13 protein-coding genes are annotated in these 23,641 nt (G+C 59.5%); 2 read left to right on the top strand and 11 right to left on the bottom strand.

Annotated elements, in window-relative coordinates; genetic code table 11:
• Window positions 1-84: 84 nt before the first annotated feature.
• From WCO56_16570 to WCO56_16520, 11 genes are all read right to left on the bottom strand, one after another.
• On the bottom strand, window positions 85-795 hold the full coding sequence (locus WCO56_16570) for an SGNH/GDSL hydrolase family protein (GenBank protein ID MEI7731190.1): 711 nt from the start codon (window positions 793-795) through the stop codon (window positions 85-87).
• Between the two features lie 14 nt (window positions 796-809).
• On the bottom strand, window positions 810-1,133 hold the full coding sequence (locus WCO56_16565; GenBank protein ID MEI7731189.1) for an NPCBM/NEW2 domain-containing protein: 324 nt from the start codon (window positions 1,131-1,133) through the stop codon (window positions 810-812).
• Window positions 1,134-1,177: 44 nt separating this feature from the next.
• A complete protein-coding gene (locus WCO56_16560; protein ID MEI7731188.1) occupies window positions 1,178-3,295 on the bottom strand; it encodes a right-handed parallel beta-helix repeat-containing protein in 2,118 nt (705 codons plus the stop codon).
• Window positions 3,296-3,443: 148 nt separating this feature from the next.
• A complete protein-coding gene (locus WCO56_16555; GenBank protein ID MEI7731187.1) occupies window positions 3,444-5,279 on the bottom strand; it encodes an alpha-L-fucosidase in 1,836 nt (611 codons plus the stop codon).
• A 42-nt stretch (window positions 5,280-5,321) separates the two neighbouring features.
• Window positions 5,322-7,181, bottom strand: coding sequence for a right-handed parallel beta-helix repeat-containing protein (locus WCO56_16550; GenBank protein MEI7731186.1), 1,860 nt, complete (start codon window positions 7,179-7,181; stop codon window positions 5,322-5,324).
• A gap of 13 nt (window positions 7,182-7,194) precedes the next feature.
• Window positions 7,195-8,241, bottom strand: coding sequence for a hypothetical protein (locus WCO56_16545; GenBank protein MEI7731185.1), 1,047 nt, complete (start codon window positions 8,239-8,241; stop codon window positions 7,195-7,197).
• A complete protein-coding gene (locus tag WCO56_16540; protein MEI7731184.1) occupies window positions 8,238-11,009 on the bottom strand; it encodes a family 78 glycoside hydrolase catalytic domain in 2,772 nt (923 codons plus the stop codon). The genes WCO56_16545 and WCO56_16540 overlap by 4 nt, the downstream gene beginning before the upstream one ends.
• A 165-nt stretch (window positions 11,010-11,174) precedes the next feature.
• Complete coding sequence (locus WCO56_16535) at window positions 11,175-14,147, bottom strand: discoidin domain-containing protein (GenBank protein ID MEI7731183.1); 2,973 nt, start codon at window positions 14,145-14,147, stop codon at window positions 11,175-11,177.
• A gap of 99 nt (window positions 14,148-14,246) precedes the next feature.
• Window positions 14,247-16,214 carry an alpha-L-fucosidase gene (locus tag WCO56_16530; protein ID MEI7731182.1) on the bottom strand — a complete coding sequence of 656 codons (1,968 nt, stop codon included), beginning with the start codon at window positions 16,212-16,214 and terminating at the stop codon, window positions 14,247-14,249.
• Window positions 16,215-16,375: 161 nt separating this feature from the next.
• Window positions 16,376-18,097, bottom strand: coding sequence for a hypothetical protein (locus WCO56_16525; GenBank protein ID MEI7731181.1), 1,722 nt, complete (start codon window positions 18,095-18,097; stop codon window positions 16,376-16,378).
• Window positions 18,098-18,101: 4 nt separating this feature from the next.
• Window positions 18,102-20,417, bottom strand: coding sequence for a glycoside hydrolase family 95 protein (locus WCO56_16520; protein ID MEI7731180.1), 2,316 nt, complete (start codon window positions 20,415-20,417; stop codon window positions 18,102-18,104).
• A 477-nt stretch (window positions 20,418-20,894) separates the two neighbouring features.
• On the opposite strand from WCO56_16520, the gene WCO56_16515 reads away from it, so the two are divergent.
• Both WCO56_16515 and WCO56_16510 read left to right on the top strand, forming a co-directional pair.
• A complete protein-coding gene (locus tag WCO56_16515) occupies window positions 20,895-21,164 on the top strand; it encodes a hypothetical protein (protein ID MEI7731179.1) in 270 nt (89 codons plus the stop codon).
• A gap of 13 nt (window positions 21,165-21,177) precedes the next feature.
• Window positions 21,178-23,641: PAS domain-containing protein (locus tag WCO56_16510; protein ID MEI7731178.1), on the top strand; the 2,464-nt coding region annotated here is incomplete at its 3' end.

The following is a 23,641-nucleotide window of genomic DNA, read 5'->3' as shown; positions in this document are numbered from 1 at the left end:
TACCGCAACGCGACAAGTGAAAGCATCCAATGTGCCAAAAAGCAAATTCCTATCAGTTGGTCAGGATCGCCTTCATGTGATCACTCATTTCCAAAAGTCACGGACCGCGCGCTCCCATTCGTCCGCGAGGATCTGATGGCCCGAGTAGGTCGGGTGGACGTCGTCCCAAATCCAATGAGCGGCGGGCGCGCGTTCAGTGGCGCGGTCGAGCGCGGCCTGGAACTGCACGCGCGCCGCGCCGTGTTTCTTCGCCAGGCGCGCCACGATTTCCTGATACTTGACGAGTTCAGCATTCGGCGAACCATGTTGTGGTGTGGTTGCGCGGTGATTGACGATGAACGGCTCGCAGAGCACGAGCTTGAGCTTCGGGTTCTCGGCCTTCGCGTCGGTGAGTAGCTTGTCGTAGGTCTGTTCGTATTGGTCGAGCGGGACGCCGCGGCCCTTGTCATTCACGCCGATGAGAATGCTGAGCACGTCGGGCTTCAGGTCGAGCGTGTCTTTCTGCCAGCGCTTTTCCAAATCGAGCACGGTGTTGCCGCTGATGCCACGATTGAAAAACTCCAGCTTCGCCTCGGGAAATGCCGCGCCGAATTTCGCCGCGATGAGAAATGCGTAGCCGTGGCCGAGGATGTGATTCGGGTCAGCGCTACGTCCACGATTTCCATCGGTGATCGAATCCCCCTGAAAAAGAATGCGTGCGCCGGGAGCGAAGGCGGTGATTGGTTCGGCGGCACGAACGACAACCAGTGGCACCAGCAGCATGAGGGTACGGGTAAATTGCATCACGTTGTTCATACGATTCCTCCTGCTCATTTCTCGGGAAACACGCGAATCATCATGCAGCCATGGCGCGGAACATCGGCTGAGAACCCTTCTGCCTGCTTGCCAAGGTCTTTTTGACGCCACAAGTCGCGAACCCTTTGTGGCCCTTTCGGACCAATCCCGTTGGTGTAGGCAACACCGCCAAGGGTGATCGGCTTGTTTTTGACCGTGGACTTATTGACTTGTGCCTTCCAGTTGCCTTGGACGGCTTTGCTGAGGTCGAGTTTGGACACCGCAATCTCGCTGGCTGAGACCGAGAAAGCCAGGGCCAGGACGGCGAGGGTTAGTTTGGTAATTGGGTTCAAGTTCATACTTATTTGGTTTTACCACTTATCGTCGCAAGGCTTTTTCAACGCTACCAATTCAGCATTTCGTCCTTAACGGCCGGTGTAGCCGGAGAATCGCTAGCCGCATTACGGTCCGATTTCAAATCGCTGCAATTCATCAGACGAACCACGGCGTCGAGCTGGGACTGGTCGGCGGTGTTGCCTTGAACTTGGCCCTGGCGAACATGATCAAGGTCCACCATGACGGCACGCTTTCCAGCAGTTCCCAGATGGCTGGCGGTATTGGCGCTGCACTCAAGGCCATCCACCCAGTCCGCCTTGATGGCGGATGCAGGGCAATCCTGGATGCGGTTGCCAGTGATCGTCACATGCGCACTGCCTGAGACGGCGATGGCCGCAGCGTGGGTTTTGCGCTGGAACAGCCGGCGGCATTCGTTGCCGGTAATCTGCACGTGATCGCTGTTCTGCACCATAATGCCACCGGAACTGGAGCCCTCGATACGGTTGTCGCGGATGACGATGTCGCTATTGGGATAACGGCCAGGGAAGGAGGCGATGGGCTTGATGCCGTTGTGGACGGTGATGGCGGCATTTCCCGAACCCCATAATGATCCGTAGCTGCAATCAACGAACAGGTTGTTGGCGATAACAACGTTGTGGACCGTCTCACCCTGCCACCACCAGGCGTCGGTGGAAACCCATAGCCCACTGGCGACCCGAACGAAGGTGTTATTGGTGATCTCGATCCTGCGTCCGCTCTGGATCATCGCCCGCACCCCGCAATCGTACCAGACGCAATTGCGCATCACGACCTCCATCTGACGATTGGCGAGGTCCTCCACCAACGTGCCCGGTTCCAGGGTGAGATCCTTGTCCAAGGTCAGACGCCAGAAAGCACGACCACCCGTGTGATCTTTGAAATGGAGCTTGGTACGGACGAGTTCCGCCGCCGGTTGCACCCAGGGCTTGGCCTGTTCATTGGGAATACGCTCGGCCAACAGCAGCTTCGCGTCGGTGACGGGGATAAAACTTTTATCGTAAAAGATGAAGGCGTCCCCCGCTTTGTCCTGTTCGTAATGATGGGAATCTGCGCTCCAGATGACCAGTTGGCGCGGACCTGCCTGCTGCCACACCATATCCATACTGCCGGAAGAGAGGTCGAGGATATCGTCATAGGTGGTGCGGAATTCGCAACTATCCAGTGTCACCCGGCCTTCGCGCTTGCCCGATTGCCAGCCGCCACCGCCCTGGAGCCGGTTGGTCCCTGGTCGCCGCAGGCCGCGGACGCGCGTCAGGGTGGTCTCGCCGGTGGCATTGCCCCAGCCGAAACCTCCGCCGTAGAAATCCAGATCCTGGACGGTAAGTTCGCCGAGTTGATCGGGCCAGATGCAAAACAGCACGCCGCAACCGGCCATGCCCAGTGAGACCAGGTTGTTGGACTGGTAGAGTTCTTCCCAAAGCTTGCTGGCAACGCCTTTCCCGGCGGTGAATGTCACCGTGCGACCATCGGCTGCTAGGACAGCATCGTTCCAGGAGAAACCGGACCAGGACATATTAGGCAGCCAGACACCCGAGGGACTGTAAGTGTAGAAGCGTTCTTCTTCCCGGGTCTTATCGCTGCTCTTTTTATCACTGATTTTTGGAGTGAGCGCATGGTAGCCGGGCCGAACCGCCACCGTCACCCGCTTGGTAGCGAAATCTGCGGCGACAATTCGGCCCTGGGATTCCGGCAGGGGATCATAATCCACCTTGAGCGGTCCGGTGAGGGTAAAAGACTTGGCCCGGCCAAAGGAGAACAGGTGCCGGTCGGGGACGGGCTCCAGGATGAGTTCGCAATCCGGCAGATGCAGGGCGAATCGGTCAATGTCACGGGTCACGAAGTTGACCCCCTTGGGCAGACGGTAGATTCCCGGTTTGGCACGGTACTCCGGCTTCCTGCTGCGCATGGCTTCGTTGACCTCCTTGACCAGGGCGAGGCCTGCGGCGCGTTGAGCCTGCTGTTGCTCTTCGCTGTAGGTTACCGGATAGACCGGCAAATTCACGTCATAGGGTTCAGCGGGATTGAAGAGGGTTGATCCCTGCTGTCTGGCAGGGATAGACCGTTGCACCGGGGTGATATCGCCAGCTCGCACGACCATCGGCGCCAGCAACAAGGCGGTGAGTGAGAAGATAGGGACTTTGCGCATATTAATGTTATCAAGCCGATGGATGGCCTGAGAACTATAGAGCGCAACATCAAATCGCTGCGCCTGTATTATCCTGAACGACCGTATAAAGAACATATATTTCAGGCTGATGGGAAACAAACAATAATTCAAAAGTAAACCTGATATTTTACTCCACCGGCGTCAGGGTGAGCGACGAAACCCGGATGCCTTTTCCTTCCAGCCCGGTGGGACCGAAGCTGAGTTGCTGCGCACCGGCTTTGGGAAAATCGAGCACACCGACCCGGTAGGTCCGGAACCGCGGCAATGCCCCGCCAAACGCCGCGCGCTTGGGACGCTCGCCGGTGTCAATCAGCGGAAAGGTCAGGTTGGCATCCCCGCTGCGTACACGCCATTCGGAGTAATCATCCTCGGCGGGACAGGTATATTCCACGTCGAGATAAAAGGAACCTGGCTCAACGGTGCGGAACCCCCAAGTGGCCGCGCTGTCCGCCCCCTGCCAACCGGCGACACACTCGGCGTGTTTCCAATCGCCAAACTTCTCCATCCAACGCACATCCGTCTGCTTGCAACCTGCCAGCGCGGCCACGCCGATTTCCAACGTATAACGGCAGCCGTTGAGCAAAAACGCTTCGCGGCTCGCTTCCGCCGGTCCCGCCAGTTCCAGCGTCACGACCGGGATAAGGGTTTCGGGCCGTTTGGTGGGCAGTGCGATCACCACGGCATCCGTAGTGGTTTTCACGGTCAATTTTCCGCTGCCATCCAGCCGTGCGTTTTTCACCCTGGTCTTGAGTCCGGGAACGACAAGCCGGCCATCAGCCGGCCACTTGATCACATGCAGAAACAGGGTATTCCCGCGCATCGTGCATTCGCCCCACGCCAGCGGGCCAAATGGCGTCGGGTCCGCGCCATGGATAGCCTCCTCATGCGCGTGAACCCATTGGCCCACCTCGCGCAGAATGCGCGCCGACTGTTCCGGAATGCGGCCAGTGCCGTCGGGGCCGACGTTGAGCATGTAGGTGCCACCCCGGCTGACCACGCGCACCAGGCGCTCGGCGATCTCGCGCGGGCTCTTCCAATTGCGATCATACCAGGCATAGGCCCAGGTGTCGTTGTGAGTATCCGGTGTTTCCCAAAGGCCGGGCCGGGGCAGACGCGGGATTTCCTGGTCACCCAGCGTGTCATAGTCGCCCAGGTTGTTGCCGATACGGCTATTCACGAGGCATTGGGGCTGAAGTTGGTGTACAAGGTCCACCAGCATCTTTGACTCCTCCGGCGTAATCGGCCCCGGAGTGTCAAACCAGACGCCCGCGATCGGGCCGTAACCGCGCAGCAATTCCTCGATCTGCGGGATGGCTTTGGTCTTGAGGTAACGCTGGAAATCGCGTCCCTCCTTGGGCCAATCCCATGTGTTGCCCATCGCGTCGCGCTCGTGCCAGTCGGCGGTTTGGGAGTAGTAGAATCCGAGCCGCAATCCCCCGGCCCGACAGGCCTCGGCGAGTTCTTTCATGGGATCGCGCTTAAAGGGGGTGGCATCCACAATATTATAGGGACTGGCAGCCGACTTGAACATGGCGAACCCTTCGTGGTGTTTGGCGGTGATCATGATATGACGCATGCCAGCCGCCTTGGCCAGCTTCACCCACTCGTTTGCCTCGAAGGCGGTGGGATTGAAGCGCCCGGCCACCTTCTCATACTCGGCAGCGGGAATTTTGGCCCGGTTCATGATCCACTCGGCGATACCGTAATAAGTCTTGTCGTTCCACTTGCCGCCCAGCTCGGAATACAGCCCCCAGTGGATGAACATCGCGAACCGCGATTCCTTCAGCCACGCGCCGCGAACCAAATTGGTCCCGGTCGTTTTGCCATCGCCCCACATGTCGGCGGAAGTGCCGTCCATGGTGGGTTTGGATTTTTCGGCGGCGTTAGCGGCGATGGCACAGGCCATAAGCAACATGATGGCAATCAGTGTAGTACCGGACTTTAGGGCATGCTTTATTTTCATTGTATGACTGTATTATTCAGATAAAGGTGCTGTCAACTTTTCCTATCGATTCGCTCCGGCTTTCCATGCGGGCACTCCCTGTTCATACGCTCCCAAATCGGGCGCATTGCCGGTAAAGCCATCCGTGTAGGGCGGATATTTCAGCCCGGCATCTATCGCCGACGACCCGGGCTGCAACCGGTAATCATGACCGGCGGGATTCACCAGCTTCGGGTCAGTTTTGGCTGTTAAATTATTGGATGCCTTCGCGGCGGGATGAATGAAATCGCCGGCCAGGAAAATGTTATTGGCGATCAACCCGCCGGGATTGGAATTTTCGCGCCAGCCATAGCTCCGCCCACCTTGAAGCGTATTGTTCAGAATGATGACGTTCCGGTTCACTTCTTCGGGATGATCGGGCCGGGAATTCAAAATGATGCCATTGTCCACGTTCCAAGTGACATTATGGTCCAGAACGTAATTGGATGCGCCATTGTCAATGTAGATGCCTTTGGAATTATTGCGTTGCTTCAGGCCATTGCTCGTGCCATCGCAGTCGCGAACCACGTTGTAGCAAATCCGCGTGCCCTTCCCGTCAGTCGCGACGGTGTAGATGCCGCCAAAATCGGTCATTTGGATTCCGCCGTGCCAGACCTCGTTGTGATGCACATAACCCGCTTCGAGTCCCCCAATGTCAATCAACCGATGACCACTATCATAGATGCTGTTGTTGGCGATGACGTTGCCCAATGATTTGCCGGTATTGATCCCGGCCCCGGCATTGCCCGAATAATCCACGTCGTGGATGACGTTGTTGGAAGCAGTGTTGTAGCTGCCCTTCAAGGCCACGCCATTGCCGGCGCTATAGGCAATGGTGCTGTTCTGGATCGTGCAATGCGTTCCCGCAAGAATGATGCCTGAATCCCAGGTGCCGGTCCGCCAGCGAACTTGCCGGGTCCAATGGGAAACGTATTTTACTTCGAGGGAATCCAGCAGAATATGGGAACTGTCCGCATCGGTATTAATACTGCACCCGAACAACCGAAGCCCCCGCACGTTGATATGGGTGCGTCCGCGCAAGTCAAAGGCAAACTGCCGCCGCTTCGCTTCCACCTGATGCGCTGCAGGATGATCGCTCTGGGGCGTCCAAAGATAAAGCCGTTGCGCGTCGTCCCGGTAAAACCACTCCCCCGGAGCGTCCAGTTCCGTGAATTTCCCAAACAGGAAAAACGGGTTCCCCTTATTCGGGAGATAATAGGCTTCACCACTCGTAAGGAAACTGACCCAACCGGGCGCATTGCTGAGGATGGTTGCGGTCTCGGCCACCCAGACTTTCCCCAAGGCCACATTGATGGTGGCTCCCACCCAATAATTCGCCGGTTGCTTCAGCTCCGGATGGTTGATGGTGGCAATCGCCTTGGGCTTGGCGCCGCTGTGAGAACCGGCCTCAGCCAGGAGTTTGACCGGGCGGGAAACATCAAGCGTGGTATTGGGAAAACGCGCCTCGATAAGCATCTGGCCATCCAGAAAAACCTGGTTGCTGGATTCCAAGCTCCAACTCATCGGGGCACTGTAAATGTGGTTGCTATACACAACCCAGTCACCGGGTTGAATCAGGTCGGCGCCGCTGAGTGTGACAACTTCGGATTGATACGGTTGAAAGGTGATCGGCGCGTTGCCGGTTCCGGAGTTGGCGGGAATCACCATTTCGCGATAGATGCCGGCGCGAATATGCACCGTGTCTCCCGCCACAGCCACGCTGGCGGCTTTTTGAACGGTCTGGAACGGTTGCTGCAGCGTACCCGGATGAGTATCCGCACCGTTCGTAGCAACGAACAAGTCTGCCGCAACCGCGGTCGGCAGCCCGACCAGAGGCGTCAGCAACAGAGTGGTAAGAACGGTTAACACGATTCGTGTTGTCATGGCTAATTTTTCCCTATTTGCCGGCCTTGAAGAGCGTGATTTGCTCTTTCAATAAATCGAGATAGAACCGGCCATGCTCGCGCGACGGCTCGATGTCCTTGCTGATCTCGGCGCTCGGTTGTTCGCCGCGAACCCACTCGTTCCACGAAACCACCAGCGCGAACTTCGGGCCGATGTGGCGTGCTCGCATCCACTGTTCGCGAAAGGTTGCGCCCGCGCAGCGGCCAGCGGCGGGAATTCCAGCGTGTTTGTCCTCGCGCCAGCTCGCCACCACCGTCATCGCCTCCGGCTGGCCATCGTGAACGGCATAGGTTTGCGCCCCACGATCCTCCCACGACCAGTAGCCGGCGTGGCTGACGAGATCGGGCGTGCGCAAGTTCGGCTGTTGCGTGACGTAACCGGTCATCCAACGCACGGTGAATCGCGGATCGGTCCACGGCAGTTTCGTGCCGTAAGGCGACGGCGTGTTTGCATAGACAATTAGAAGTGGTTTGCCGAGATACTCCTGGAGCAGTGGCCGGTAACGCGGATTCTCAACGAAGGTCTTCCACACTTGATCGGCCTTGCGCTGCAGCCGCCCGTCGAATGCCGCAGGAGGTGCGCCAGCGGTGCCGAGCATAATCGCGATCTTCGGACTTCGTGCCAGCGAGGCGAACTCGTCAAATAGAACCGTTGTCGCTTCCTCAAGCGGCTTCAGGTGCGCGTGTTTCGGCTGGCCCGGCGTGTAGTCCACGTTGTTGGACCAATCCACAAAGATAAAATCCACTCCCGCATCCACCATCCATTCGGCATGGCGGCGAATCACTGCGCGGTCGTCGGAACGGTAGAAGCCGAGTTGTGGTGTGCCCCATACATTGTACCAGTTGGCATCGCCGAACCATGTCGTGTAGGCCAACCCAACGAGCCGCTCGTCCGCTGGTGTCGGGAGAGCCACTGTGGTTTCGACCTGGAGATTGGCATTTCGTTGCGGACCAGCCTTGCTGTTGTCCGCGGCAGCGTGGAGCGCGGCCAGCGGCACCAGCAGCAGGACACTGAGGGTGAGGGAGGTAATGGGCTTCATTTGACGCTTTCTGGGAGTGTGGATTGGAACTGGTAGGTTCCAGAGCCAACGGCATAAACCGCAGTGTGGTTTTCCGTTCGCAGGAACTTCACGCCTTCCGACTGGACGGCGGGCTTGCCGGACTCGGTGACAGCAGCCGCATCCGCCGCCGGGATGAACACGGTCGCAGTCGCGTTGGCGGGAACAGAAATACTCCAGCGAAACTTGCCACCGTCGCAACGCCACTCCGACACGACCGGGCCGCGCACCGTCGGTATCGTCGCGTTCGCAAACGTCAAGTCGCCGAAAAGCCCCGGGCGGAACTCGATTGCTTCGTAGCCGGGCTTCACGGGCTTGATGCCGGCGACGTGGCGGTAGAGCCACACGGCCACGGAGCCGCCCATGAACGGGTGGCACTTCGACATTCCTTCGTCATTCCAGTGCTCCCAGAACGTACCGGGCCCCTTGTCGAGCATGTAGCCCCAACTCGGAAAACTCCGCTGTGTCGCCAGCGCGAAGGCAACCGTGTTGCGGTTGTTTTCGGCGAGCGCCGGCATCAGCGCCAGCGTGCCGAGGCAACCGGTGGCGAGATGATTGGTGCGCGCGGCAATGTCAGCGGCGAGGCTGTCGGCAACGGCTGCGCGCGCCTCGTCAGGCGCGATACCGAAGGCCAGCGCCAACGCATTCGGCGTCTGATCGTTGTCGCAGTAGAAGCGATTGTCCTTTAACCAGCGCGCGTTGATCGCGTTGCGAATTTTGTCGGCGATGGCGCGGTGACGCGCCGCCTCCTCCTGCTTGCCAAGCGCGTCAGCCATTCGCGCGGCGATGTCAAGGCAGCGGAAGTAAAACGCGCTGGTCAGAAAACTGGCGCGCTTGTCCCACTGCCGATCCGGCCGCAGCCAGTCGCCCCAATACTTCAGCGGATTCTCGCACGGCTTGCCTGCCGGGTCGCGCCAGGGCGTCTCGGCGTCAATGAGCCAGTCCTGCTTACTCTGGTGCGAGACGATTTCTTTTTTCTTGGGATCGAACACGACCTCGTCGAGTTGGTCGAACCAGCTCACGCAGCAATCGGCAAATTTCTTGACGCGCTCGTAACAGGCCGCCAGATACGCCTTGTCCCCGTAAGCCTGCCAGTAATCCCACGAGACCAACGCGCACTGTGCCTGCCACAGCAGTGCAAAGCCGCCAGTCTCGTAAACCAAGTTACCCGCCTCACCGTGCGGCCCGGCGCGATGCAGGCAAAGCTCCAGCCATTTTTCGCGGAAGAACTGGGCCGCGTCGAAAAACGTCATCGCCGCCTCGGCAACGCACATGCCGTCAGCCGACCACGGCGCGCGTTCGGCGCGCTGATTGCAGTCCGTGAGGTCGAACATCAGGTTGGCCAGCTCAGTATCGGCAAACCCGCGATGGAAGCGGTTAAGCATTTCATTGGAGCAGGTGAACTGTGCCCGGTCGCGCAGCACATCGGCGGCCGCCCGGCGCAGTCGAATGTCGGACAGCGTCGGCGCTCCCGGCCAGCCGGTGATTTCGAGGTACCGAAAACCATGATACGTCAGCGTTGGTTCCCAAAGTTGCTCGCCGTCCTTCAGAATCAGCAGGTCGGTCTGTTTCGCCGGCAGCCCTTTGGTGATGGTGGAAATGTCGAGCGTGCCGTCGGCATTGAGGCGCTCCGCGAACCGCAGCGTGATGCGTGTGCCGGCGGGGCCGTTGACGCGCATCTGTGCCCAGCCGCTGATCTGTGTGCCAGCATCGAAAATCCACACGCCCGATTTCGGTGTCGTCATTTTCAACGGCGCGAACGTCTCGGCGACGCGAACGAAGTTCAGCACCACCCGATCCGGCTTGGCGGTAGCTTGGGCCACGGTGCCGGCCGTCCAGTGGCTATCGTCGAAGCCAGGCTGGTCCCACGCGACGGCCTGCCGTGCGTCGAACGTTTCGCCATCAAACATATCGCCGCTTAACACCGGGCCGCCTTGAAATCCGCGACAGCGCTCGTCGGTGCCGAAGATCAAGTGACTGCCGTCGGCAAACCAGACGTCCACATCGCAGAGCAGCCGGTTCTGCGAACTGTTCTTCGGATTGTTTCGCGGGTTGCCGGTGTCGCCGAATATCGCGCCGAGGACGTTTTCGCCAGGCCGCAACAGCGCGGTGACATCGAAGGTGTAGATGCCGCGCCGCAGTGGAAACACGTCTGCCGGCTTCTGGCCGTTGACGCTGAAGTTGAAAAATGAGAGCGCGTAGTGCTGCGCCGCGACATAGGCTCGCCCCTTGACGATCTTCTTTTCCACCGGCAACTCGAAGCGGCGGCGGATGAGATTGAACTGGTTGGTCGCGTAATGGCCCGCCTCGTCCTTGCGCGATGGCGGTCCGCCCACCCACACACCGCGCCAATCCCGTTGCGGATTGACGATTCCCGTTTCGAACGTGGCCGCCTCGCTCCACGCCGATTCCCGACCGGCCCCGTCCCAGACTTTGACTTTCCAACGACAAGCAGTTTTGCCGGCCAACTGCGCTCCGCCAAAGACGATCCCATTTTGTGCCGGGGATTCGACTTTACCGGAGTCCCAGACGGTGTTCTCGCCGACGTCCATGACGACGACTTGATATACGGTCTGCCGCGCGCCGCGCTGCGCCGAATCCAACTGCCAACCGAACTGTGGCTGCGCGGTGCCGATGCCGAGCGGGTTGTCGAGACACTCGCAGCGCAGGTGGAGTGGAACAATTCCGCCTTGCGCCGAGACGGCCAGCGGTACCAGCAGCAGGGCGGTGAGGGTGATAATCTGTTTCATGTGCATACGTTCGTCTTCATTTGATCGTCAGTTCCATACATTGGAAGTCTCGCGCTGCGGTTTTCAAAAGATTGGAAAGAGCCGACGCTGAGTTTTCCAAAGCTAGGAACTTCCAGCAAGGCGCAGTCGGCAGTGCGAGAACGAGCGCACTGATGGCTTCTATTCTCACCGCAACACCTCCACTTCGGCCAACTGCATGGTGTGTTTTCCAAAGTACCGCGACTTGCGCAGCCGCGAACACTCCACCTTGACGTACCGCACCGCGCACGGGGCAAAACGGAACGATTCCGGTCCCACCGCATCCTTCGGTTTCGCGTCCTCGGCCGGCATCTTCAGAAAATTCGTTTCTGCGATCACAGTTTGCCAGGCCGTGCCGTCCGCCGACACCATGATCTTGAAGTCGAGCGGAAACCCATCATACGAGTGATCCATCGCGACAATTTCCTTGTCGTACCGACCGTATTTCATGTCGCCGCGACCGACCGGCCACAGGTTGACCTGCCGGATGGTTTGCGGGGTGCCCAAATCCACCGTCACCCACTCCATGCGCTGCGTCGAAGACGGCACACTGCACCAGCCCATGTTTTCCGTGAGCAGTGAACAGAGTTGGCGGTTGCCGTCGGTGAGGTTCGCCGCCCGCCACGTCAGGGGATTATTGTCGCGAACGTGCGTCGGATGCGCCCAGACTGGCTTCTCGTCACGACTGCGTGGATCGTGCGCGCTGGAAACCGTCACCGGCTTGCCGAGCGCGAGGTTCGGCCACGGCGCGGCATCGGGAAAACCGCCGCGCGGCGTGAGTGTGTAGCTGCAGCCGGGTTCTGTCGGGAACGCGCAGACTTCGCCGTACGATCGTTGTTCGACTGCGACGGCCACGGCCGGTTGAATTTCCAGCGCGTGTCCCGGCCACGGATTCAGCACAGCGCAACGCTGCCCCTTTTCGCTGCGAACGCTAATCGCGCGGCAGACGCCGTCGCGTTTTTCCGCCGACACGATGAACGCGCCCATCGCGCGGATGCCGGTGAATGCGGCGTTGTTGTGGTGCCACGCCGGGAAGAAACGCAGAAACCCTTCGTGGCTTTGTAATAGGAAATTGTGGATTTCATCCACGATGGCGACGCACTCGACGTTGCCGCCCTGCACCGCAAAGTTCGACGGTCCCATCTTGCCGGGGCTGTGCGTTAGGAACCAATTCAGCCGCTCCAAAATCTCCGGCGCGTAATGTCCGAGCCGGACGAAGATGGCGAAGTATTCGCAATATGGGCCGCCGCGGCCCAACACTTCGGGACGCAGCACCAATGCATTGTCCGCCGCCTGCACCAGCGCCGGGGCGGAACTCATACTGATCTGGTGCGCGGGATACACCTGCAGCAAATTCCAGTGCCAGCCGCCGACGGCAAACGGATCCAGATCGTCTTCGCTCCACCGGAACATCTTTCGCCCGAACGCTTCACTCACCGGGTAGTCCGGCAGATGCGCGAGGATGTCGCGCCAGCGCGCCAGATCAGCGTCGCCGAAACCAGTCGGTTTGCCGGCACGGTTCAGATCGCTGACCATCACGACCAGGCCGCGGTAGAAATGTTGCAGAAAACCAATCGTGGGCGTGGCGTTGAGTGAACCGCCGCAACCTTCCAGCGGCGCGTTTGCGGTGATGTTGTAGCGATACGAACCGTTGGGCCGCATCTCCTTGTGCTTAAGCAAATCGTCATCCCAATACGCCGCGACGGCCTTCAGGAACTCGAAGTTCGCCCAGAGCCAGTCCTGATCGAGCGTGAAGAGATAATGGTCAACCTGATTCAGCGCCGCCTGAAGCGCATTACTGCGATGACCGTAGCCGGAGGTGTTTTCGTTGATCTGGCCGCCGGGCGCGGTGCCGATGCAGAAGAACGTGCCTTTCGCGCCCGCTCGTTTGGCCATCGCACGGCCCAGCGGCACGTCGTGTTCGCGAACAGCCCGGTCGTATGGTTCTGACAACTCAACCCGATCGCTCGACCACGCCAGGTAGTACGGCGCTTGGATGTTGTAGTTCCAATGATAATCGCCCGTCCACATCGGCGAGTCCTCAACGCCGAACGAATTGCAGCCCGACGCGTACTCGCCCGGCTTGTTCACGCATCCGAAGACATAGAGTGCTCCGTAATAAACTCGCTCAACCAACGGCTCCGCGTCGAGCCGTACGCGCGAATGGTTCCAAAAACGCACCCACCACGCGCGATGCCCGGTCGCGAGGCGCTCAAGTTCACCAGCCGTCAGCTTTGCCGCCGCCACCAAGGCTGCTGGCAACGGATCGGCCGGGTCTAGTGTCAGTGGAATCCCGGTGCCGCGCACCACCGTCACCACCGTCGCCGTTTGTCCCGGCGGGATTTCCGCGCTGAGCGTGACGCGACCTTCCGCCACGCGACTCGACACCGTCGCTCCGAGCAGGCGCGTAGCCACTGCAGCCCACATTCGAAACTGCGAACATTCTTCTGGCAACGTCACCACACGCTCGCCGAGCGGCGTACGGCGTTTCACCCACGCCACGCAGTCGCCGTTGGTCGCCACGCCGGCGTCGAGGTCGTAGAGGAAATCGTTCGTCGGCGAAACCTGCTTTGTGAATGTGTCAATCACCACGCGCACCGGCGTCAGACCGCGATTTTCAATGCGCTGCACGATGACATCCTTGGCCGGTTTTGGAATGGTCGCCGTCACGCACACCGTTTGTTCGCCTTTCCGTAGCGTCGTGCGAACTTCAGCGTTCCACATGTCCTGTTCCTGGCGAAATGCCGCGCCGCCGAAATCCGGGAATCGCAGATCCATGTAGCCAGGATTCACATTGACCGTGCGGTTCGGCGCGTAGTGCCCCTTCGCGTTCGCGGAGGATCCCTTGGCGAGGAGATGATCGCGCCAGTAATCATTCTTGTGGATCGCCACGCGAATGTTCTCCGCCGCCCCGTCCGGCGACGACACCGCCGCCTCGATGCCGCCGTTGCCCAGCAACATGCACCGGTTCATCTGTTCCCCGGCTTTGTAGGCCACCGGGTTGGTGACGCACGCAACATTGCGCTCGACCAAGAATCGCACATCGTCCGCACCTAAAATCGCCGCACGAGCTGGTGATGCGAGCAAAAGCGCCGTGGCTATTGTCACGGTGTGTTTCATGGTTGTAACTTTCGTATTGATTTGATTCGTCAGTTCCAAACATCGGTAATTCATCATCGTGATCCGCCTCGCTGGCCGAGGTCCCTCCCCTTCACCGACTCACTCAACTTTGGTCAGTTTGAGCGAGCGGATATTCATCGCCTTCCACTTGGTCACATCGGCCGGGCGCATGGACAGCTCCAGCTTGCCGGCGCTGGCAACCTCAACGCGGCCGAGCTTCAGCGTCTGGTAGGCGTACCAGTCCGCCGTCTTGGTGGCGGTGCCGGTCAGTTTCTGGCCAGCCAGTTCCACCACGAAAGCGGTTTCGCGGGAGGCGGCGCTATAGGTGATGCTAACCTCGTAGGTGGCCTTCGCCGGAAACTTAATGGGCCATGAGGGCCAGTCGGCGGAATTGTCCCAGGCGGCGAGGTAGTCGTGATCCTGCTTGTTTTCCACGCGAATCTTGGTGCCGTGCAGTTCGGCGGCGGCGGGTGTGAGAGCAACGCTGCCGTCGGCGCCGGGCGTGATGCTGTTGTCGTACACCACGGGCACCGGCCGCAGGTCCCCGGCGGAAATCTTGAGCGCGATGGCATGCGCACAGGGCTTCTGCGCGGGCAGTTTCACGACGAGGCCCTCGCCGGTTTGTTGCCAGTCAAGTTTACCCGTGTGGCCGAGCAGCGAGACGTCCGCAATCTTTCCAGCGGCGGACGCGAGGGAGCGCACCACAAGCTGGCGGTCGTCCGGCCAACCAAGCGCGAAGGCGTAGAGCGTCTTTCCGTCTTTGGATTGCGTGAAGCGAATGTCGGACGGCTTGTAGTTGCCGGTATCATTGAGTCCGCCAAAGTGCCCTTTGCCCAGTTTGGTCGGGCCTTCGCCATAGATTTTCCAAGGGCGCGTCGCATAAATACCTTCGCCGTTGACCGGTATCCACGCCGCCAGGTCGGCGAGGATAGTTTCCGCTTCCTGATCCAATGTGCCGTCCGCGTGCTGGGGAAAGTTCAAGAGTAGATTGCCGTTCTTGCTGACGATATCAATCAGCATCTGAATCACCGCCGTGCTGGTTTTGTATTTGAAGCCCGCCGTGTAATACCAGTTGCCGATACACGTGTCGGTCTGCCACGGTTCGGGATTGATCCCCTCCATGACGCCACGTTCGAGATCGCGCACCCAGCGACCTTCGGCGTCCTGTTTGCAGTTATAGATGGCCTCCAGCTTGCCGCCATGCTGGCGCAGGTTGTCGTTGTAGAAATGCGCCAACATCTGCCGGCCAGCTTCCGCGGGATACGGCAGCGGACTATCGGAATAGAGCAGATCGGGATGGTAACGATCCACGATCTCCTCGATGCGTTTGCCCCATTTGATTTTGTGGGCCTCGGGCACATCCTCTCCGTAATACGAGAAGCTCGGCATCTCGTTGCCGCTCCAATAGAGGTCCGCGTATTGCGGGTCGTTGCCATCATACGGCACGCCGGCCATCGGGCCGGTCTTGTCGGCCCCTTTGGTCGCGCTGTAAAACCACCAGCTCGCAGCCAGGTGCTCCGTGATGCCGAAGCGCAACCCGGCTTTCGCCGCCGCCTGTTGCCACCGGGCGACCACGTCACATTTCGGGCCCATCTCCGCCGCGTTCCAGCGGCAGAGCTTCGAGTCGTAGAGGGCGAAGTTGTCGTGATGCACGCCGAGACTGACGAAGTATTTCGCGCCGGCCTGTTTGTAGAGCGCCATCAACCGCTCCGGGTCCCACTTCTCCGCCTTCCATAGGGCGATGATGTCCTTGAAGCCGAACTTGGACGGATGCCCGTAATGTTCGAGGTGATATTTGTTGGCGCGCGATGGTCCGGTGGGCACGCCCTTCTTGGTGTCGAAACCGTCGTGTTCATAGAGACGCCGGGCATACCAGGAGTCCTGCTCCGGCACACATTGCGGCCCCCAGTGCGCCCAGATGCCGAATTTGGCATCGCGGAACCACTCGGGGCACCGGTATTGTTTGAGCGATTCATCAGTGGGTTGGAAGGGCTCGACGGCAGGCAGGACGAAGGCACACGCAAAGAGCAATGCGCCGGTGAGGACCTGGCAGTGTATTCTTTTCATATTTGTTTCAATATCGTTTATGATGGACGCTTACCCTACAACAACCATTCGAGTTTTGACATGTCAGTAATTGACTGCCGCATGTCATAAATTGACCCGGTCCGCAAAAGCCCAGTGACTGGCCAGCAACCACACGCATGGGACGATTAGTTTATTTACCCTCATGGCGGTAGGATTTGAAAGGTCTGGCTCACAATTTCCGCAGTTTTCACCTTCGGTTCAGTGCCGCGTCCCCACTGCCACGCCGCCACCGTCACCGAAACGGGAAACCGGGTGCGCGGGGGAATTTTTGTGAACATGAGTTTGCCGTCCTGGACGATGGCTGGCCCGACCGTGACAAAAAAGCGCACGGGCAATCCGGCGTCGGAGGTCGCCTTGAGCGGTACAGCGTCCGTGCCCGCCTTCACATCGGAAATCGTCTCAAAGGTGATTTTCTGTGGTCGGCCTTCCGAGTGATCATCCCGGCTGATCTGGCCGGGCTGGACAATGGCGCGAATTGAGTCCGTGCCCGGATGACGCACGGCAATGTAAAGGGGGGACGGCCAAGTGCGGTCCAGTGCCATGCGAAACTTTCCGTTACCCAGCGGCTCAACCGCACCGCACAGCCATTCGATATAGGGAGTGCCGGGGGCACGTGCGAGTTTTTGGCCAGCGCCCACAAAATTCTCCGGCAACTTCTCCAACCGCACCCCCTTGAGCGTAAAGGTCACGCCATCGGACTCGGTCTCGAGGGTGGGAGTGGGCAAGGAATTGGTGGCCGGAACGGGCGTTTTGTTGATCGGCAACCAGGTGATTCCATTGAAGGTATAGGGGAAAATAGTTCCCTTTTCATCGGCGAAGGCGGGCAATTGGGTGTCAGCTTTCCAGTTGATCCGGGCGATGGCCTGCGCTTCTTCCGCACTGGCTTTATCAAAATACCACGGCACACCGCGTGCCTCGGGAGCGGCGCTGGAAAAAGCGGTCACCGGCTGATTTTCATGACCAGGAACAGGCAGATCGGCGAGAAAACCTTTTTCCAACAAAACAGGTTTCAGGGCCGGACTGCCATGGTCGGACAGCCGCGCCTTGGCGACGAGATCGATGTAGCGGGCGAAATATCGGGTCAGACGTTCCGAGCAGTCGAAGTGGCCACTGGTGCCATCCATGACGTAACTGAACGGCCAATTGGGATTGGACTTCCGCTGTTTGAGAATCCCGTCGTAAGCCGAGGCGATGTTGTTCCAATTGGTGCGAATATCCACCTTATCCTGCCCCCATTCCTGAGCGGTTCCGAACGCAACCAGCGCCGGGACTTCCCGGTTTTTCGGCGGCAGATGATTATTCTTAATCCAGATGCCGGCGATGCATCGCTGCGGGGCCGCCTCGACCAGGGCATCCACCATCAGCAAGTGTCCCGATTCCCCCATCGGCAACCATGGGACAGTAGCCACTTCCTCGTAACCTGAGGTTTTTGCCAGGCCATCCAGCAGTTGCTGAAGGAAGGCGACCACCGTACGGTTTTCGTTCTTGGCTTTGAAATTATAAAAGGAACGGGTCCCCCAAAAGATGCCAAGGTCATGGGCAGCACAAACCTCACGGATGGCCGGATGGCCAACCAGCATGTGTTCCGGAACATTGGCGCACAGGATAACCAATCCCCGCAGCCGCCGACAGTTCTCGGGAATCCAGAGATATCCCGTGGCCGTGGTTGGGGTTCCGTTTGTCCACGCGGAGCAAGTGCCATGCTGCACAAATTGGAACACCTGGTTCACCGGAGAGCGAAGCGACTCCGGCGACTCCGCCACGCATGAGGCCGGCAAAAACAAGCCGAATAACAGCAGCGCGACACCCAGTGAAATCCGCTGCCAGACCGGACACTTCCGTGGTGAATTTTTTACCGCCATGATTTCAAAGCGTTACCGGAGTCAGCGTTTTCACCTGGCCGTTCACCCGCACCTTGACTTCGTGCGGTTCAGGGGAAGTGATGCGATACGTCGTCACCTGGCCGTCGTTCCACTCGATGTCCACGGAGCAATTACCACGCGCGCGCAGGCCGGTGACTTTGCCGGCAGGCCATGCTTTCGGGAGTGCCGGAAGAAGCTGTATCTCACCGGAATGACTTTGCAGCAACATTTCCGTGATGCCGGAGGCACCGCCAAAGTTACCGTCAATCTGGAACGGCGGACAGGAATCGAACATGTTTGGCAGCGTGGGACCGGGGCGCAGCAGCATGGTGATCATTTTGTAGGCGTGATCCCCGTCCAACAGACGCGCCCAGAGGTTGATTTTCCAGGCCAGGCTCCAGCCGGTGCCGCCGTCACCGCGAATCTCCAGCGACTTCTTTGCGGCGGCAAAAAACTCAGGGGTCCGCGGGGTAATCTGGTCACTTGGATACAAGGCGTACAGATGCGAGACGTGGCGATGATGAATCTCGCGGGCCTTCATGTCCCAATCCTCCAGCCATTCCTGAAGCTGACCGGCGCTGCCGATTTGCAGCGGCGCAAGGCGAGCGCGCGAGGCGGCGACTTTAGCCCGGAATTCCGGGTCCAAACCGAGAATTTCGGAGGCCTGAATGCAGTTGCTGAACAGGTCACGGATGATCTGCATATCCATGGAGGGCCCGGCGCAGACGCTGGCTCCGCCCGGATGGGTATTTTCGGGCGAGAGCGACGGGCAGGTTACGAGCCACTTATGGCCCGGTTCCTCAACCAGCGTATCCAGAAAGAATTGGGCGGCCCCCTTCATGATCGGGTAAGCCCGGGCCAGGTATTGCTTGTCGCGACCATAGTCGTAGCGATCCCACAGGTGCTTGCAGAGCCACGCCCCACCCATCGGCCAGAACCCCCATGTGGGACCATCAATCGGCGCCGTAGCCCGCCAGAGATCCGTATTATGGTGGCAAACCCAGCCTCCGGCACCCCAGTTGACTTTTGCCGTGCGCCCGCCCGGTTCGACCAGTTCGCCCACCATTTGGATCAACGGTTCGGTACATTCACCAAGGCCGGTTGGTTCGGCTGGCCAATAATTCATCTCGGTATTGATATTGATCGTGTACTTGCTATCCCACGGCGGTTTCATGCTTTCGTTCCACAGCCCTTGCAGGGTGGCCGGCTGACCGCCGGGGCGGGAGCAGGAAATCAGCAGGTAGCGGCCAAATTGGAAATACAGGGCCGCCAGTTGCGGATCGTTGCCTTCCGAAAATTTGGCAATCCGCTGATCCGTGGGAAGTTTTCCCGCCTCCGTCGCGCCGAGATCAAGACTGACGCGCCGAAACAACCGCTGATGCTCCGCCACATGATCCCGCCGCAAGCGGTCAAACGGTTTGCGCGCTGCCGTCGCGAGATAATTTTTCGTGAGGGCTTCGGGATCACCGCTGACATCCTTGAAGTTTTTGTAACTCGTCGCCGCCACGATCAACAGCGTGGCGGAATCGGCGGCAGTAACCGTAAAACTGTCATTGGCGGCCGTGATCTGCCCGCCTTGCGTGAGCATGCGCACGCGCGCCTGGAATTTCAGCGCCCCCGCAATTCCCAAGGCATCGCCATTCTGCCCGCTCATGACGAGGGTATCGTTTCCTTCGGTCACCACCGTTGCTTTTTGAGGCGTGGCCATCGCGGTGGTAAAGCTGATTTGTCCCGGTTTATCGGCGGTTAGCCGAATCACGATGGCCTGATCCACCGGACTGGCAAATACCTCGCGCGAATAGTTTACGCCGCCAACGGTGTAGCGAACCTTCACGATTGCAGTATCGAGATCCAGTTCACGCCGGTAATCATTCGTCATTTCGTGACCGGGAAAACTCAGTTTCAAATCACCCACCGGTTGGTACATCATTTGTTTGAGGGGGCGCGCCATCATCTGCTTGCCGATCAGGGCATCTGCCTCCTTATACTTTCCCTCGAAAATCAGCTTCCGGGCCTCGGGCAAGGCCGCGAGCGCCTCCGGGCTGCTGGGATCATACGGTCCGCCTGCCCAAAGCGTCCCTTCGTTGAACTGGATGCGTTCATTCACCACGCCGCCAAACACCATGGCCCCCAGGCGCCCGTTTCCGATGGGAAGCGCTTCCGTCCAGGCCGAGGCGGGTTTGGCATACCACAAGCGCCATTGCGCTTCCGACGAGGCGCCTCCGCCACTACGTTGGGCGGAAGAAATCGGCGGTTGTGCCAGACAAACCAATGCCATGGCGAGACCAAGTGTGGGTGCGATCAGATTTGAATGTTTCATGTAGTTCCTTACATCATTCACGGCCAAAACGAGAACCAGCGGCGGTAAAAAATTCACCGCCTCCGGCTCCCCCGCTGTTGCCACCGCTGTTTCGGTTTTGCCGTTTCGTTTCTGTTTTCGTTATGAACATGTTGGCGACCAGTTGTGTTCCTGCCAACGATGTCAATAGGACGGGAAAAACTCAAGTCATCTAATTTATGAGTATCAGGCCCTCGCCTATAACGGTCCCCGCGTCAGCGCCCTCAGCGCGACGTTGACCGTCGAGGCGGTATAGGCAGCCATACCTCCGCGTAGCCGTCGAGGTAAGGAGACGGATCCCCACGTTCCGCGTAGCCCCCGAGATAAGCAGACGACATTCGGGAATTCAGGTAAAAAAAATCCGTCTCCTTACCTCGACGGCTACGCGACGTCAGTCAGCGTTCGCAATGCCAAAACAAATGCTTGCTATGCGGACCGGAACGGCGCAATCCTACGCCTGTGAGTCACGCTCCTGATAACCGTAAGGAAACCAGCCAGCGCCAACCGGCGGAGGTGAATGCGGACGCCGTGGCGACACAACGCCTGGAGCAGCTCACCTCCGAAGTCGCCCTGAAGACGATCCATGAGCTGGAAGTGTATCAGATCGAGTTGAAAGCGCAGAACCGGGAACTGCGCTACGTAAAGGAAGAACTCGAAGCCGCCCGCAACAAATACTTTAGCTTCTACGACCAGGCCCCCATTGGCTATCCCATGATGACTGATGACTGATGACTGACACCCCATGACTATTGAACCCATTCGCATCCTGGTGGTGGATGATGACGCGGACATCGCGCGCGGCACCGCGCGGGTGTTGGAAAAGGCCGGCTACACCACGGCGACCACCCTCAGCGGCGAAGACACCCTGCTGGCCCTGCCCACCTTCCGTCCGCAGCTCGTGGTGTTGGACTTGGACATGCCGGGAATGGATGGCCTGGAAGTCTGCCGACGAATCAAGGCCGACCCGGCATACGCGGAAGTCTTTGTCATCCTCATCACGGGCACCTATACGCAGACGGAGGAACAGCTTACGGGTCTTGAATCAGGGGCGGATGGTTACTTGATGCGCCCCATCTCCAATCGCGAATTGACGGTTCGCATCGAGGCGTTCATCCGTATCCTGCGCTTGAATCAAGCGTTGCGGGAGAAGAATGAGGAGCTGGCTCAATCCTATTCGCTGTTGACCGCCACCTTGGAATCCACGGCGGATGGCATCCTGGTGGTGGATAGCCAAGGCAAGGTGACCAGCTTCAACCAGAAATTCCTGCGGTTGTGGAAAATTCCACCCGACCTGATGGCGGCCCACAACGATCAGCTATTGCTGCAGCATGTCCAAGCGCAACTGGCTGAACCAGCCGCGTTTATTGCCAAGGTCGAGGAGCTTTATCGCAACCCGCAGGCCGATTCCTCAGACGAGTTGCGTTTTGTGGACGGCCGCGTATTCACCCGGTATTCCCAACCCCAACGCCTCGGCGATAAAATCGTGGGCCGCGTGTGGCCCTTCCGCGACATCACTGCCCGCAAACAGGCCGAGCTGGCGCTGGCAATCCGGGTTCGCGTCGCCGCCATCTTCGCTAGCGTCCCCGATGCTGAAATGTACCATGAAGTGCTCAACGTCCTGCTGGATGTCTCGCACAGTCCATTCGGGGTATTTGGTTATATTGATGCAGACGGGGCCAACGTCGTCCCCACCATGACCCGCGAGGTCTGGGACAAGTGCCAAATCCCGGAGAAGACCATCCGGTTCCCGCGCGACACCTGGGGCGATAGCAGTTGGCCCCGCGCCCTGCGGGAGAAGCGCAGCCTCCTCGTCAACACGCCTTCCAGCAATATCCCCGGCGGGCACGTCGCCATCCAGCGGCACATTTCCCTGCCCATTTTGTTCCAGGGCGAGGCCATTGGCCTCTTCCAGGTCGCCAACAAGGAGACGGATTACACGCCGGACGACCTCCGCACCCTGGAAAGCATTGCCACTCAAGTCGCCCCGCTGCTACACGCCCGGTTATTGCGCGAGCAGGCCGAGCTGGCGCTGCGGGAGAGCGAGCATCGGCTGAACTTTGCGTTGGAAATGAGCCACCTCGGCACTTGGGATTTGGACCTGCAAAACCACACCGCCCAGCGCTCGCTGATCCACGACCAGATCTTTGGCTACCCCGCGTTGCTGCCGCACTGGACCTACGAAATGTTTCTCGACCATGTGCTCCCGGAGGACCGCGCGCACGTGGACCATGCCTACCGCACCGCCGTGGCGGCGCAGGAGTACATGTTCTTTGAGTGCCGCATCCGCCGCACGGATAACGAGGTGCGGTGGATTTGGTGCGCCGGCGGTTACCTGCGCAATGCGGAAGGTCAACCCGTGCGGATGATCGGCCTCGTGCAGGACATCACCGAGCGCAAGCAGGCCGAGCAGGTGCTGCGCGAGCGGGAGGCACAATTGCGCTTCGTGACCGACCATGCGCCATTGTTCCTCGTCCAGTACGACCACGAGCGGCGCTACAAGTTTGCGAACGAACCTTACCTGAAGGTGTTTGGGCTCCGCCGGGAGGAGATCATTGGCAAGCACGCGCGGGAAGTGTTGGGCGAAGCCGTTTATGCCCTGGCCTGTCCGTGCATGGATGCCGCGCTGGCCGGGCAAGCGACCGAGTACGATCTCACGCTCCCGTTACCGGCGGGGCCGCGCATGGTCCATGCCCGCTATGTGCCGGAGCATGATGCATCCGGGCGCGTCATCGGGCTGATCGTCGCCATCCTCGACGTCACCGAGCATAAAAAGCTGGAAGAACAGTTCCTGCGGGCGCAACGGCTGGAAAACCTTGGCTCGCTGGCCGGCGGCATCGCCCATGACCTGAACAACGTCCTGACCCCCGTACTGATAGCCGTGCCGCAGTTGCGCAAGGAGGTCGGCGACCCGAGCAGCCGCTCGATGCTTGACGCCATGGAGACCAGCGCCCAGCGCGGGTCGGACATTATCAAGCAACTGCTCACCTTTGCCCGCGGCACCCCCGGCGTCCAGGTGTCCCTGCCCGTGCGTCCGATCCAGAACGAACTGGTCAACATCATTCAGGAAACCTTCCCCCGGAATATCGAACCGCGCCTGGACGTACCCAACGACCTATGGCCGGTGCAGGGCGATACCACCCAGCTTCATCAGGCCCTCCTGAACCTGTGCATCAACGCCCGCGACGCCCTGCCCGAGGGCGGCACCA

This window comes from Verrucomicrobiota bacterium, from assembly GCA_037139415.1.
Classification (GTDB): domain Bacteria; phylum Verrucomicrobiota; class Verrucomicrobiia; order Limisphaerales; family Fontisphaeraceae; genus JBAXGN01.
This window is presented reverse-complemented; position numbering and strand designations above follow the sequence as displayed.

What these genes read in the sequence shown, in the direction of transcription:
- WCO56_16535 (MEI7731183.1), bottom strand. Translation starts at nt 14,147, where the DNA reads ATGAAACACACCGTGACAATAGCCACGGCGCTTTTGCTCGCATCACCA.
- WCO56_16560 (MEI7731188.1), bottom strand. Translation starts at nt 3,295, where the DNA reads ATGCGCAAAGTCCCTATCTTCTCACTCACCGCCTTGTTGCTGGCGCCG.
- WCO56_16555 (MEI7731187.1), bottom strand. Translation starts at nt 5,279, where the DNA reads ATGAAAATAAAGCATGCCCTAAAGTCCGGTACTACACTGATTGCCATC.
- WCO56_16530 (MEI7731182.1), bottom strand. Translation starts at nt 16,214, where the DNA reads ATGAAAAGAATACACTGCCAGGTCCTCACCGGCGCATTGCTCTTTGCG.
- WCO56_16540 (MEI7731184.1), bottom strand. Translation starts at nt 11,009, where the DNA reads ATGAAACAGATTATCACCCTCACCGCCCTGCTGCTGGTACCGCTGGCC.
- WCO56_16550 (MEI7731186.1), bottom strand. Translation starts at nt 7,181, where the DNA reads ATGACAACACGAATCGTGTTAACCGTTCTTACCACTCTGTTGCTGACG.
- WCO56_16570 (MEI7731190.1), bottom strand. Translation starts at nt 795, where the DNA reads ATGAACAACGTGATGCAATTTACCCGTACCCTCATGCTGCTGGTGCCA.
- WCO56_16520 (MEI7731180.1), bottom strand. Translation starts at nt 20,417, where the DNA reads ATGAAACATTCAAATCTGATCGCACCCACACTTGGTCTCGCCATGGCA.
- WCO56_16565 (MEI7731189.1), bottom strand. Translation starts at nt 1,133, where the DNA reads ATGAACTTGAACCCAATTACCAAACTAACCCTCGCCGTCCTGGCCCTG.
- WCO56_16545 (MEI7731185.1), bottom strand. Translation starts at nt 8,241, where the DNA reads ATGAAGCCCATTACCTCCCTCACCCTCAGTGTCCTGCTGCTGGTGCCG.
- WCO56_16525 (MEI7731181.1), bottom strand. Translation starts at nt 18,097, where the DNA reads ATGGCGGTAAAAAATTCACCACGGAAGTGTCCGGTCTGGCAGCGGATT.